The sequence below is a fragment of the Streptomyces hundungensis genome, assembly GCF_003627815.1.
Taxonomy (GTDB): domain Bacteria; phylum Actinomycetota; class Actinomycetes; order Streptomycetales; family Streptomycetaceae; genus Streptomyces; species Streptomyces hundungensis_A.
The window spans coordinates 1,846,857-1,859,350 of record NZ_CP032698.1 but is presented as its reverse complement, the minus strand read 5'-3'; the positions used below and the strand labels follow the sequence as shown (position 1 = coordinate 1,859,350).

Genomic DNA, 12,494 nt, shown 5'->3' with positions numbered 1-12,494 from the left:
GGGCGGCCGGGGCAGGCCTGAACCAGCCCCGGCGGCACCCGGTGGTACAGCAAGAAGGGCACGGCGTCGTGGCAAGGGTTGGGACAGGGGTACGCGTCATGGGCGCGGTGCTGGCAGCGGTGCTCGGGGCCTCCTTGGCGGGGTGCAGCAGCACCGGCGGCAAGCGCGCCGAGGACGCGCGCAAGTCCGCGCAGGCCCAGGGCAGGGCCGCGGTGGACACGCCCCGCTGGAAGATCGCGATGGTCACCCACTCGGGCGATGGCGACACGTTCTGGGACATCGTCCAGAGCGGCGCCAAGCAGGCCGCGACCAAGGACAACATCGACTTCCTCTACTCGCACAGCGACCAGGGCCAGCAGCAGGCCCAGTTCGTCCAGGCCGCCATCGACCAGAAGGTCGACGGGCTGATCGTCACGCTCGCCAAGCCGGACGCGCTCAAGGACGTCGTCGCCAAGGCGGAGAAGGCCGGCATCCCGGTGATCACCGTGAACTCGGGCTCGGAGAAGTCCAAGGAGTTCGGGGCGCTCACCCACATCGGCCAGGACGAGACCATCGCGGGCGAGGCCGTCGGCGAGGAGCTCACCAAGCGGGGCCGCAAGAAGGCGCTCTGCGTCCTGCACGAGCAGGGCAACGTCGGTCACGAACAGCGCTGTGCGGGCACCAAGAAGTCCTTCAAGGGCGAGGTGCAGAACCTCTACGTCACCGGCACCAGCATGCCCGACGTGCAGTCCTCCATCGAGGCCAAGCTCCAGGCGGACCCCTCCATCGACGCCGTCGTCACCCTCGGCGCGCCGTTCGCCGACACCGCAGTCAAGGCCAAGCAGTCGGCCGGCAGCTCCGCCGAGATCGACACCTTCGACCTCAACGCCAAGGTGGCCGCGGCCCTGAAGTCCGGCACCCTCGGCTTCGCCGTCGACCAGCAGCCCTACCTCCAGGGGTACGAGGCCGTCGACCTGCTCTGGCTCTACAAGTACAACGCCGACGTGCTCGGCGGCGGGCTCCCGGTGCTGACCGGACCGCAGATCATCACCAAGGACCAGGCCGCCGAGCTGGAGGCGTACACGAACCGGGGGACGCGATGAGTACCGCGACCGACACCGCCGCGGACGAGCGGCTCCTTCGCCGCTCGGTCTGGCGCAAGATCCTGGGCCGTCCGGAACTCGGCTCGGTGGTCGGCGCCGGCGCCGTCTTCCTCTTCTTCTCCATCGTCGCCGACAGCTTCCTCCAGCCCTCCAGCCTCTCGACCGTCCTGTACGCGGCCTCGACGATCGGCATCATGGCGGTGCCGGTCGCGCTCCTCATGATCGGCGGCGAGTTCGACCTGTCGGCCGGTGTCCTGGTGACGACCTCGGCGCTGGTGTCCTCGATGTTCAGCTACCAGATGACGGCCAACGTCTGGGTGGGCGTGGCCGTATCCCTCCTGGTCACCGTCGCCATCGGCGCGTTCAACGGCTTCATGCTGACCCGCACCAAACTCCCCAGCTTCATCATCACGCTCGGCACCTTCCTGATGCTGACCGGCCTCAACCTCGGCTTCACCAAGCTGATCAGCGGCACGGTCTCGACGAAGTCCATCGCCGACATGGAGGGCTTCGACTCCGCGAAGAAGCTCTTCGCCTCCCAGCTCACCCTCGGCTCGGTCAACCTGAAGGTCACCATCCTGTGGTGGTTCGCCCTGATCGCGGTCGCCACCTGGATCCTGCTGCGGACCCGCTTCGGCAACTGGATCTTCGCGGTGGGCGGCGAGGCGGACGCGGCCCGCGCGGTCGGCGTCCCGGTCTTCAAGACGAAGATCGGCCTCTACATGGGCGTCGCCTTCGCGGCCTGGGTCTCCGGGCAGCACCTGCTGTTCTCGTTCGACGTGGTGCAGTCCGGCGAGGGCGTCGGCAACGAACTGATCTACATCATCGCGGCCGTCATCGGCGGCTGCCTCATCACCGGCGGCTACGGTTCGGCGATCGGCTCCGCGGTCGGTGCGTTCATCTTCGGCATGACCAGCAAGGGCATCGTGTACGCGGAGTGGAACCCGGACTGGTTCAAGTTCTTCCTCGGAGCGATGCTCCTGCTCGCCACGCTGCTCAACGCGTGGGTGCGCAAGCGGGCGGAGGCGACAGCATGACGACGACCCCTGAGCGGCCGGACGTGACGGCGGGCGGCACCGCCCTCGTCGAACTCGACGACGTGAGCAAGTACTACGGCAACATCCGCGCCCTGGAAGGCGTGTCCCTGGAGGTGCACGCCGGGGACATCACCTGTGTCCTGGGCGACAACGGCGCCGGCAAGTCCACCCTCATCAAGATCATCGCGGGGCTTCACCGGCACGACGCGGGCGCCTTCCGCATCGACGGCGAGGACGTCTCGCTGAGCAACCCCCGCGAGGCCCTGGACCGGGGCATCGCCACCGTCTACCAGGACCTGGCCGTGGTGCCCCTGATGCCGGTGTGGCGCAACTTCTTCCTCGGCTCCGAGCCCACCCGGGGCAAGGGGCCCTTCAAGCGGCTCGACGTCGACACGATGCGCGCCACCACCCGCGCCGAACTCCTGCGCATGGGCATCGACCTGCGCGACGTCGACCAGCCGATCGGCACCCTGTCCGGCGGTGAGCGCCAGTGCGTGGCCATCGCGCGGGCGGTGTACTTCGGCGCCAAGGTCCTCGTCCTCGACGAGCCGACCGCCGCGCTCGGCGTGAAGCAGTCCGGTGTCGTCCTGAAGTACGTGGCCGCCGCCCGCGACGCCGGGCTCGGCGTGGTTCTCATCACGCACAACCCGCATCACGCCTATCTCGTGGGGGACCGTTTCGTGCTCCTCAAGCGCGGCGCGATGACCGGCAGCCATCTGCGCTCCGACATCACCCTGGACGAGCTGACCCGCCAAATGGCGGGCGGCAGCGAGCTGGAGGAGCTCAGCCACGAACTGCGGCGAGCCCCCTCGCCCGGCCGCCCCGGCGGCCCGTCCGACCGGGCGTGAACCGGCCGCCCCGGGCCACCGGGGCGGCCCCTCGCACACGGTGAGCGCGCGCCGGGAGTGGCAGAATCGGGCCCGATGACCACGTACCGCGACTTCGCCCTAGCCCACCGGGGTTCCGCCCGGGCCACCGTGCTGCGCACCGTAGGCACCCGGGAACGCCGCTCGCACCTGACGGCCCCCCGGGTCCCCACCGTCGGCATCGACATCGGCGGTACGAAGGTGATGGCCGGCGTCGTCGACGCGGACGGCAACATCCTGGAGAAGCTCCGCACGGAGACCCCGGACAAGTCCAAGAGCCCCAAGGTCGTCGAGGACACCATCACCGAGCTGGTGCTCGACCTCTCCGACCGGCACGACGTGCACGCCGTGGGCATCGGCGCGGCGGGCTGGGTCGACGCCGACCGCTCGACCATCCTCTTCGCCCCGCACCTCGCCTGGCGCAACGAGCCGCTGCGCGACGCCCTCCAGGCCCGGCTCGCGGTCCCCGTGATGGTCGACAACGACGCCAACACGGCCGCCTGGGCCGAGTGGCGCTTCGGCGCCGGACGCGGCGAGGACCACCTCGTCATGATCACGCTCGGCACCGGCATCGGCGGCGCGATCCTGGAGGACGGCCAGGTCAAGCGCGGCAAGTACGGGGTCGCCGGCGAGTTCGGCCATATGCAGGTCGTCCCGGGCGGACACCGCTGCGCCTGCGGCAACCGCGGCTGCTGGGAGCAGTACAGCTCCGGGAACGCGCTGGTGCGCGAGGCCCGCGAACTGGCCGCGGCCGAGTCCCCGGTGGCGTACAACATCATCGAGCGCGTCGGCGGCAACATCCCCGAGATCACCGGGCCGCTCATCACCGAGCTGGCCCGCGAGGGCGACGCCATGTGCGTCGAGCTGCTCCAGGACATCGGGCAGTGGCTCGGCGTCGGCATCGCCAATCTGGCGGCCGCCCTCGACCCCTCCTGCTTCGTCATCGGCGGGGGCGTCAGCGCCGCCGACGACCTCCTGATCGGCCCCGCCAGGGACGCCTTCAAGCGTCACCTCACCGGCCGGGGCTACCGCCCCGAGGCCCGGATCGCCAAGGCGCAGCTCGGCCCCGAGGCGGGTATGGTCGGCGCCGCCGACCTCGCCCGCCTGGTGGCCCGTCGCTTCCGCCGCGCCAACCGCCGCCGCGTGGAGCGCTACGAGCGGTACGCCAAGGCAGCCGAAGCCGTCCTCAGGACGGGCACCACCCGCACCACCCAGGAATCCGACTGATGACACCGTCCGACCGCCCCGCGGTGCCCCGCCAGTCCCCGCCCCCGGACGAGAAACCCCCCGAGACGCGGCAGCACATGATCCGGCGGCGCTGGATCACCGCCGTCATCATCGTGCTGCTCATCGGCGTGCCGGCCGGCTATCTGGCGATCTCCGCCGAACAGAGCCGCACCAGCGGCCGCGACAAGGAGTCCGAGGCCTCGGCGCGCGGCCTCCAGAAGGACTGGCCGTCCAAGACCCAGCGCCGCATCTACGAGGTGCCGGTGCCCACGGACGCGACGGACGTCGCCTACTACGAGACGAACAGCTGGAAGGTCAGCAAGCTGTACGTCCAGTTCACGACGAACGCGGCGGGCCTCGCTGAGTTCATGAAGGAGAGCGGCACCAGCACCGCCGCCCTCAAGCCCGGCGACGTGACGATCGGCCCCGAGGACGCGCGACGGGTCGGCTGGACGTTCCCCGCGGGCCACGACTGGGCGGCCACCACCCACGCCCAGAAGGACCCGCTGCCGACCCAGAACATCACGGTCGACGAGACGGACCCCGACAAGCCGGTGGTCTTCGTGGTGTCCACGGCCACCCCCTGACCGCGGCGACGCGGCCGCCGTTCCGGGCCGCTCGGGCGTCGGGGCCGGTCCGGTGGGGCCGGTCCGGCGGGGCGCCCAGGACCGCTGGAGCGGGGGCGACGCCCGAGCCGTTCGGACAGGGTCACGCCCCGGCAGGCCGGGCCGTACTCGGTGCATGAACCGTCGACCACCTGCCGATGGCCTCGAAAGCAGCCGCAACGCCTGTTGCCGACCGGCAGAGAAGCTACGGCCGTTCCCACCAGGTCGCCCTATAGCCAATTCCAGTGATGACTACAAGCCCAGACTGCAAATATCACCCATATGCAGCAATCGGCGAGGGGTGGGCGAGCCGGGATACGCCGAACGGGGGACAGTTGTCTCACCATCCGGCGCGCCATGACTCATGTTCGGCGAACGGAGATCTCTCCGCCGAGGTCAGACACGTCGGGGCGGTGCGGGGCGAGCCAAAGCACGGGTTCCCCTCATCGGTCCATCAATGACATCCACATCGGCGGAGGTTCCGATGGGACCGAAATTCCTTGCAAGAGCAGCAGCGATCATGTGTGGCCTGATCATGGTGATTCCGGCACCGGTCGCCTTCGCGCAGCTTCCCGGCGCGCAGCTTCCCGGCGCCGATGAGAAGGCTCCCACTTGCGCCTCGTCCACCGCGCCATCCGGCACGGGGTCGGCAATAACCGCCGCTGATGCCGCAGCCATCGTCCGAGCCCATAATGACGCTCGCCAGGAGGCCGTCAAGAAGTACAACCCCAGCCTTTCGGTGACTTCTGTGGCATGGAACCCCAAGCTCGCCTGTGACGCGCAGGCTTGGGCCGATGATCCTGGCTCCAGTCAGGGCGGTGCACTCCACCACAGCAGCCGTGCCACGAACGGCGACGAGGGGGAGAACCTCTTCAATGCCTTCCCCGGCCCGGCACGTCCGATGATGGCGTTGGACCCCTCGGTGAGCTTCAGTTGGCCGGCCGAAAAGTCCAAGTTCGACGCTGACAACAACGCCTCCGTCAACATCAATGCAGCGCCCGGAACCAATTTCCATGCCTGGGGTCACTACTCGCAGATGGTGTGGATGTCCCCTGCATCGCTCACCACGTCGATCGGGTGTGGTGTGAAGGAAGGCGTGCCCGTAGCGGGCAGTACAGGGTGGATCCTGGTGTGCCGCTACCTCGCCGCAGGCAACAACGACGGGCAGCAGGCGATCCCAGGCGGCGGTGGTGGCCCGGTTCCACCGCCCAAGCCGTCCTCCATGTCCGGTGCCGGTGTGGCGATGGCGAAGCAGTCGGACAGTCAGTTGACGGCGTTGGCGGTGGACAGGAATGGCCGTTTGAACGTGGCCTGGGTGATTAGTGGTCAGCCTTGGCATGATCCGGTTGCGTTTGGTCCGGCGAGTTTCCAGCCGGGTGCTGCTGTGGCGATGGCGAAGCAGTCGGACAGTCAGTTGACGGCGTTGGCGGTGGACAGGAATGGCCGTTTGAACGTGGCCTGGGTGATTAGTGGTCAGCCTTGGCATGATCCGGTTGCGTTTGGTCCGGCGAGTTTCCAGCCGGGTGCTGCTGTGGCGATGGCGAAGCAGTCGGACAGTCAGTTGACGGCGTTGGCGGTGGACAGGAATGGCCGTTTGAACGTGGCCTGGGTGATTAGTGGTCAGCCTTGGCATGATCCGGTTGCGTTTGGTCCGGCGAGTTTCCAGCCGGGTGCTGCTGTGGCGATGGCGAAGCAGTCGGACAGTCAGTTGACGGCGTTGGCGGTGGACAGGAATGGCCGTTTGAACGTGGCCTGGGTCATCAGTGGTCAGCCCTGGCATGATCCGGTCGCTTTCGGACCGGCGAGTTTCCAGCCGGGTGTTGCTGTGACGATGGCGAAGCAGTCGGACAGTCAGTTGACGGCGCTGGCCGTCGACAGGAATGGCCGTTTGAACGTGGCCTGGGTGATTAGTGGTCAGCCCTGGCATGATCCGGTCGCTTTCGGACCGGCGAGTTTCCAGCCGGGTGCTGCTGTGACGATGGCGAAGCAGTCGGACAGTCAGTTGACGGCGTTGGCGGTGGACAGGAATGGCCGTTTGAACGTGGCCTGGGTCATCAGTGGTCAGCCCTGGCATGATCCGGTCGCATTCGGACCGGCGAGTTTCCAGCCGGGTGCTGCTGTGACGATGGCGAAGCAGTCGGACAGTCAGTTGACGGCGCTGGCCGTCGACAGGAATGGCCGTTTGAACGTGGCCTGGGTGATTAGTGGTCAGCCCTGGCATGACCCGGTCGCATTCGGCCCGCCGACCTTCCCGACATCGCAATAGTCCAGTCCGCGTCCCGGCCGACGTGTCGGCGGGCTCGGACTTCTCCACCCGAGACGTCCGTACCCGCCCACACCCATTCGGCGCCCGCACCGATCCGCGCCGGTGCCTTCCTCGAAAGACCGAAGTGGCAGAACACGAGGGCGAGATGCGCGCCGTGAGGGGCAGCTTGAAGTCGGGCCCGGAGGGAACGGTGGCCCAACCCGACCGCAATGTTCTGACGCGGTCGCGAGAGCCCTCCGGGCACACGTGTGGCCCCTGCGTCTGGTTGGTCTACGACGGGTGCGGTCTGATCGGCCGCCTCGTCGGCGCGTTCTGCGGAGGGGGCCTGGCTGGGTCGCCCTCTGGAGAGTGGGGTCTTACGGGAGGACGCGGATGCCCTGGGACCCGTCGCCCTGGCAGACGAGGGTCAGGCGCTGGTAGGGCGAGTGGTTCTCGGCTTCGCCGATGACCCGGCCGTCGGGGTACAGGGCGACGAACAGGTCGTGATACGGGTTGCGGATGCGCTTGGAGCCGTCGGGCTGGTCGAGGATCGTGAAGCTCTGGCCGGCGGTGCCGTTGTAGAAGACGGCGGTGGCCTGGCCGCTGCGGCTCAGGTTCAGGACGCGGTCGTGGTACTTGTTGCGGATTCCAGTGGAGCCGTCGCCGCCTTGGTGGATGAGGTTGAAGCTTTGACTCTGGGTGCCCTGGTAGACGCTGGTGCGGAGCGTGCCGTCTGCGCGCATGTGCAGAACGCTGGCGGGCGCGGTGAGGTACATCAGGTGCGGGGCGTTGTCGCGAGGGCGAGGGCGGGCTCGTCGAGGCTGTCTTCGGTGCCGGGGATGTCGGCCGCGCGACCCCAGCTGGTGGGCTGCTGCGCGAAGGCGTAGCGCAGCCTGGAGCCGCCGCGATGGACGAGCGCCAGACCCTCGTCGTGGCGGGTCAGCGCGGAGCCGGTGGTGGCGCGCCAGGTGCTGCTGGGCTGGAGGGCGGTGTTGTCGGTGTGGTTGCCGAGATGGAGACGGGCGTCCGCGTAGCTGCGGTGGGCGACGTAGAGCTTGCCGGCGAAGGACGCGGCGGAGGCGGCGCAGTCCGTGGCCCAACTGCGGCCAGGAACTCGTCACTGTCCCGGCGCTCCTGCTCGTGCCGTAGTCCTGCCCGGTCGATGACCGCGACGTTGGGCTGAGCCATCGCTCGCTCTCCGACCTCGGCCGCCGAACGGGCGTATTCCTCGACGGTGTAGCCGTCCTTCAGGCTCCATTCGCTCACTGACCGCGGCACCGTGGCCGCCGATCCCGCCGTGGCCACTTGCTCCCGGTACACCCGGCCCAGTGCGAAGATGTCCTGCTCGCCCAACACATCGAGGAACGGGGCAAGAAGACCGTCCTCGAACTCCGTCAGCTCCAGGCCCTGTTCGGCGCGCGCCGCCGCACGCAGCCACACGCCCGTCAGCAAGTTCGTGGACGGATCCTTCCGTAACCGCGATCAGTTCGGCCGGCGCCCACGGTCGGCGACGGTGTGCGCGCGGGCGAGCAGGGCGCGCTCAAGGACTTGCTCGCCCCAGTGTTCGGGGGAGCCGACCGGAGTGGAGAGCAGGGCCAGCAGGCCGACGGGGGTGACGGGGGTGATGTCTTGTGGCGCCCATACCTGCGTCCCCTCAGACCTTCTGACCCTGGCGGTAGGAGTGAAGGTGAGAGATGAGAGGGTCGGGCAGGTGAGCGAGACACCGAAGAACACCTTGCAATACCGCGTTGACGGGCCGGAAGACGCTCCGGTCCTGGTCGTGGGTCCCTCACTGGGTACCACCTGGCACATGTGGGACCGCCAGATACCCGAGCTGGCCGGCACCTGGCGGGTGCTGCGGTTCGACCTGCCGGGGCACGGCGGCGCCCCCGCCCAGCCGGCCCACTCCGTCGCCGAGCTCGGTGACCGGCTCATCGCCACCCTCGACGGGCTCGGCATCCAGCGGTTCGGTTACGCGGGCTGCTCCATCGGCGGGGCGATCGGCGCCGATCTGGCCCTGCGCCACCCCCACCGGCTCGCCTCGCTCGCCCTGGTCGCTTCCTCGGCCCGGTTCGGCACCGCCGACGAGTACCGCCAGCGCGGTGTCGTCGTCCGCACCAACGGCATGGACCCCATGGCGCGGTCCGCGCCCGAGCGCTGGTTCACCGCCGCCTACGCCGCGGCCCAGCCCGCCATCGTGGAGTGGGCCGTGCAGATGGTCCGCACCACCGACCCCGCCTGCTACATAGCCGCCTGCGAGGCGCTCGCCGCCTTCGACATCCGCGCCGATCTCGGGCGCATCGCCGTCCCCACGCTCGCCCTGGTCGGCGCCGAGGACCGGGTCACCGGGCCGGGCGAGGCCCGCACCCTGGTCGCGGGCATACCGGGCGCCGGCCTCGCCGTGGTGCCGGGCGCCTCCCATCTGGCCCCCGTCGAGCAGCCGGCCGCCGTCACCGACCTCCTCGTACACCACTTCTCGACGGCCTGGCAGGAGACCCCGCCCCCGCCCCCAGCGCCGTCCGCCACCACCACACCCTCCGGGTCCTCCGAGCCCCCAGCGCCCTTCCCGGCCCCGGGACCCGTGGCGACCCCGGCCCCCTTCGCCAACCCGTCCCCCTTCCCGGCCCCGGGGCCCGTGGCAACCCCGACCCCCTTCCCAAACCCGGCCGCCTTCCCCGCCCCAGGGCCCTTCGGGACCCCGACCCCCCTCGCCTCCCCGGGCCCCATCGCCCCGCCCCCCGCACCCACCGAACCCCTCGGCCTCCTCGCCCCGCCCACCCCAGAGCCCCCGGCCGAGTCGGCGGCCCCCGGCGAACCCAGCGAACCCGCCGAGCCCGGCAGCCGCGCTGAACCCACCGCCCCCGCCGAACCCGGCAACCCCGCTGAACCCCCCGCCCCCGCCGAACCCACCGCCCCCTCCCCGCACCCCGACCCGTACGAGCTCGGCCTCCGGATCCGGCGGGACGTGCTCGGTGGCGCCCCGGTGGACGCCGAGACCGCCCGGGCCGATGCCTTCGGCGCCGGCTTCGACGAGCTCGCCACCCGTCACGCCTGGGGCCAGGTGTGGTCGAGGGACGGCCTCGACCGGCGTACCCGGGCCGCGGTGGCCCTGGCCGCGCTCGCCTCCGGCGGCCACCTCGACGACCTCGCGGCGCACACCCGGGCCGCGCTGCGCGCCGGGCTCACCCCCGCCGAGATCGAGGAAGTGCTGATCCAGACCGGCGTGTACTGCGGGCTTCCCGCCGCGAGCGCCGCGGTGCGGGTCGCGGGCGCGGTCATCCGGGAGGAGACCGCCCCGCGCGGCTGAGCGAATTCCGTTCCGGTCCGGGCCGTCGGGAGCAAGATGGGATCATGAGCCTGAAACTGACCAAGAAGACCCATGCCTGCGTCCAGCTGAGCAAGGACGGCCGGACCCTGGTCATCGACCCGGGTACGTTCAGCGAGAGCGACGCGGCAGTGGGCGCCGACGCGATCCTGGTCACCCACGAGCACCTCGACCACTTCAACGAGGAGCGGCTGCGGGCAGGCCTCGAAGCCAACCCCGCCGCCGAGATCTGGACCCTGCGCAGCGTCGCGGAGAAGGTCTCGGCGGCCTTCCCCGGGCGCGTCCACACGGTCGGGCACGGGGACGCCTTCAGCGCGGCCGGCTTCGACATCCAGGTGTACGGCGAGCTGCACGCGGTGATCCACCCCGACATCCCCCGCATCACCAACATCGGCTTCCTGGTGGACGGTTCGGTCTTCCACCCCGGCGACGCGCTCACCGTCCCCGACCGGGCCGTGGACACCCTGATGCTTCCGGTGATGGCGCCCTGGAGCAAGATCTCCGAGGTCATCGACTACGTACGCGAGGTCGGGCCGCGCCGCGCGATCGACATCCACGACGCCCTCCTCACCGACCTCGCCCGGCCGATCTACGACTCGCAGATCGGCGGCCTCGGCGGCGCCGAGCACGGCCGCCTGAGCCCGGGGGACTCGACGCAGCTGTGAGTGTCAGAGCCGGGCGGTAGGTTGGGATCCATGCGCATCGCCACCTGGAACGTCAACTCGATCACCGCTCGGCTGCCCCGTCTTCTGGCTTGGCTGGAGAGCTCCGGCACGGACGTGCTGTGCGTCCAGGAGACCAAGACCACCGCCGAGGGCTTCCCCGCCGCCGAGCTGCGCGAGCTCGGATACGAGTCCGCGGTCAACGCCACCGGCCGGTGGAACGGCGTGGCCCTGATCTCCCGGGTCGGCCTCGACGACATCGTGCTCGGCCTGCCCGGCGGCCCGGAGTACGAGGGCGTGCAAGAGCCCCGCGCGATCTCGGGGACATGTGGCGGGGTCCGCCTCTGGTCGGTCTACGTGCCCAACGGCCGCGAGGTCGCGCACGACCACTACACGTACAAGCTGGCCTGGTTCGAGGCGCTGAAGGCGGCCGTCGCCGAGGACGCCGCGGGCCCGCGGCCGTTCGCGGTCCTCGGTGACTACAACGTGGCCCCCACCGACGAGGACGTCTACGACCCGGCGGTCTTCGAGGGCCTCACTCATGTCACCCCCGCCGAGCGTGCCGCGCTCGCCGCCCTGCGCGAGGCGGGCCTGTCGGACGTGGTGCCCCGCCCGCTGAAGTACGACCGTCCGTACACGTACTGGGACTACCGCCAGCTGGCCTTCCCCAAGAACCGGGGCATGCGCATCGACCTGGTCTACGGCAACGAGCCGTTCGCCACCGCCGTCAAGGACAGCTACGTGGACCGCGAGGAGCGCAAGGGCAAGGGCGCCTCCGACCACGCCCCGGTCGTCGTGGACCTGTCGGTCTGAGGCCTGCCGCCCGGGGTTGACGACCGCCCCGCGTGCCCTGTAGTGCGACGAAGCCGTCGAATGGGAGTCTGGATCGTATGAACTTCCTCCAGAACTGGCGCAAGCGGCACTCGGCGGCGCACGGGGTGTCGGTCTACGACGCCATGAGGGAAGACCCGGAGGGCGTCGCGGCGCTGCTCTCCGAGTGCGAGCTGCTGCGGACCCGGGCCTGGCAGAGCAAGCTCGAACTCGACGACTCCCCGGCCTCGTTGGAGGCGCTGGACCAGCTGCCGCCGCGCTGGCGCGAGGACCCGGAGGAGCTGCCCTGGCTGGGCAACGACGCCGGCCTGTATCTGGGCACCGTGATCGTCCGCACCGTTGCGGGCGCCGGCTGGGACGTGTGGCCCAGTGGCCGGCCCGTGGTGCGGCTCGCCTCCGGCCGCGAGATCGACGTCGTGGACGCGGGCCTGACCTGGGCGACGACCGGCGCCCCCGAACTGTTCCAGGTCTACGCCGAGGCCTCCGAGGCCTGATCCCCGCGGCATGCGGACGCCCCCGGGGCCCACGGGGCCAAAATACGGTTTATGCCCTATTCGTGCGTGTCGAGGTGAAGTCCCTTACCGGGCTGGATAGTTTGCGCTGACCTCGACACA

The 12,494-nt window shown here is 70.0% G+C and carries 12 protein-coding genes; 10 read left to right on the top strand and 2 right to left on the bottom strand.

Annotated features, from left to right (window positions below; translation table 11 throughout):
- Nucleotides 1-98 precede the first annotated feature (98 nt).
- The 6 genes from DWB77_RS08320 to DWB77_RS08295 all read left to right on the top strand — a co-directional run bounded on the left by DWB77_RS08320 (nucleotide 99) and on the right by DWB77_RS08295 (nucleotide 7,083).
- Nucleotides 99-1,082 (top strand): sugar ABC transporter substrate-binding protein, encoded by a 984-nt coding sequence (locus tag DWB77_RS08320; protein ID WP_120720638.1) that lies wholly within the window; start codon nucleotides 99-101, stop codon nucleotides 1,080-1,082.
- Nucleotides 1,079-2,119: an ABC transporter permease gene (locus tag DWB77_RS08315; protein WP_120720637.1), complete on the top strand. Its 1,041-nt coding sequence runs from the start codon at nucleotides 1,079-1,081 to the stop codon at nucleotides 2,117-2,119. The genes DWB77_RS08320 and DWB77_RS08315 overlap by 4 nt, the downstream gene beginning before the upstream one ends.
- A complete protein-coding gene (locus DWB77_RS08310) occupies nucleotides 2,116-2,967 on the top strand; it encodes an ATP-binding cassette domain-containing protein (protein ID WP_120720636.1) in 852 nt (283 codons plus the stop codon). The genes DWB77_RS08315 and DWB77_RS08310 overlap by 4 nt, the downstream gene beginning before the upstream one ends.
- A 75-nt stretch (nucleotides 2,968-3,042) precedes the next feature.
- Complete coding sequence (locus DWB77_RS08305; protein ID WP_120720635.1) at nucleotides 3,043-4,212, top strand: ROK family glucokinase; 1,170 nt, start codon at nucleotides 3,043-3,045, stop codon at nucleotides 4,210-4,212.
- Nucleotides 4,212-4,799, top strand: coding sequence for a hypothetical protein (locus DWB77_RS08300; protein WP_120720634.1), 588 nt, complete (start codon nucleotides 4,212-4,214; stop codon nucleotides 4,797-4,799). The genes DWB77_RS08305 and DWB77_RS08300 overlap by 1 nt, the downstream gene beginning before the upstream one ends.
- Before the next feature lie 502 nt (nucleotides 4,800-5,301).
- On the top strand, nucleotides 5,302-7,083 hold the full coding sequence (locus DWB77_RS08295) for a CAP domain-containing protein (protein WP_162952475.1): 1,782 nt from the start codon (nucleotides 5,302-5,304) through the stop codon (nucleotides 7,081-7,083).
- A gap of 356 nt (nucleotides 7,084-7,439) precedes the next feature.
- Here DWB77_RS08295 and DWB77_RS08290 read toward each other — a convergent pair whose 3' ends face one another.
- Both DWB77_RS08290 and DWB77_RS37665 read right to left on the bottom strand, forming a co-directional pair.
- Nucleotides 7,440-7,805, bottom strand: coding sequence for a hypothetical protein (locus tag DWB77_RS08290; protein WP_162952474.1), 366 nt, complete (start codon nucleotides 7,803-7,805; stop codon nucleotides 7,440-7,442).
- Nucleotides 7,806-8,001: 196 nt separating this feature from the next.
- Nucleotides 8,002-8,514 (bottom strand): hypothetical protein, encoded by a 513-nt coding sequence (locus tag DWB77_RS37665; protein ID WP_162952473.1) that lies wholly within the window; start codon nucleotides 8,512-8,514, stop codon nucleotides 8,002-8,004.
- Nucleotides 8,515-8,773: 259 nt separating this feature from the next.
- Here DWB77_RS37665 and DWB77_RS38405 point away from each other — a divergent pair, with 259 nt between their 5' ends.
- The 4 genes from DWB77_RS38405 (at nucleotide 8,774) to DWB77_RS08270 (ending at nucleotide 12,374) form a co-directional block, all read left to right on the top strand.
- Complete coding sequence (locus tag DWB77_RS38405; RefSeq protein WP_246033460.1) at nucleotides 8,774-10,369, top strand: alpha/beta fold hydrolase; 1,596 nt, start codon at nucleotides 8,774-8,776, stop codon at nucleotides 10,367-10,369.
- 44 nt (nucleotides 10,370-10,413) lie between these two features.
- Nucleotides 10,414-11,052 carry an MBL fold metallo-hydrolase gene (locus tag DWB77_RS08280; protein ID WP_174248523.1) on the top strand — a complete coding sequence of 213 codons (639 nt, stop codon included), beginning with the start codon at nucleotides 10,414-10,416 and terminating at the stop codon, nucleotides 11,050-11,052.
- Nucleotides 11,053-11,082: 30 nt separating this feature from the next.
- Nucleotides 11,083-11,862 (top strand): exodeoxyribonuclease III, encoded by a 780-nt coding sequence (locus tag DWB77_RS08275; RefSeq protein WP_120720631.1) that lies wholly within the window; start codon nucleotides 11,083-11,085, stop codon nucleotides 11,860-11,862.
- 77 nt (nucleotides 11,863-11,939) lie between these two features.
- Nucleotides 11,940-12,374 carry a DUF6278 family protein gene (locus DWB77_RS08270; protein WP_120720630.1) on the top strand — a complete coding sequence of 145 codons (435 nt, stop codon included), beginning with the start codon at nucleotides 11,940-11,942 and terminating at the stop codon, nucleotides 12,372-12,374.
- The last annotated feature ends 120 nt before the right edge of the window (nucleotides 12,375-12,494 follow it).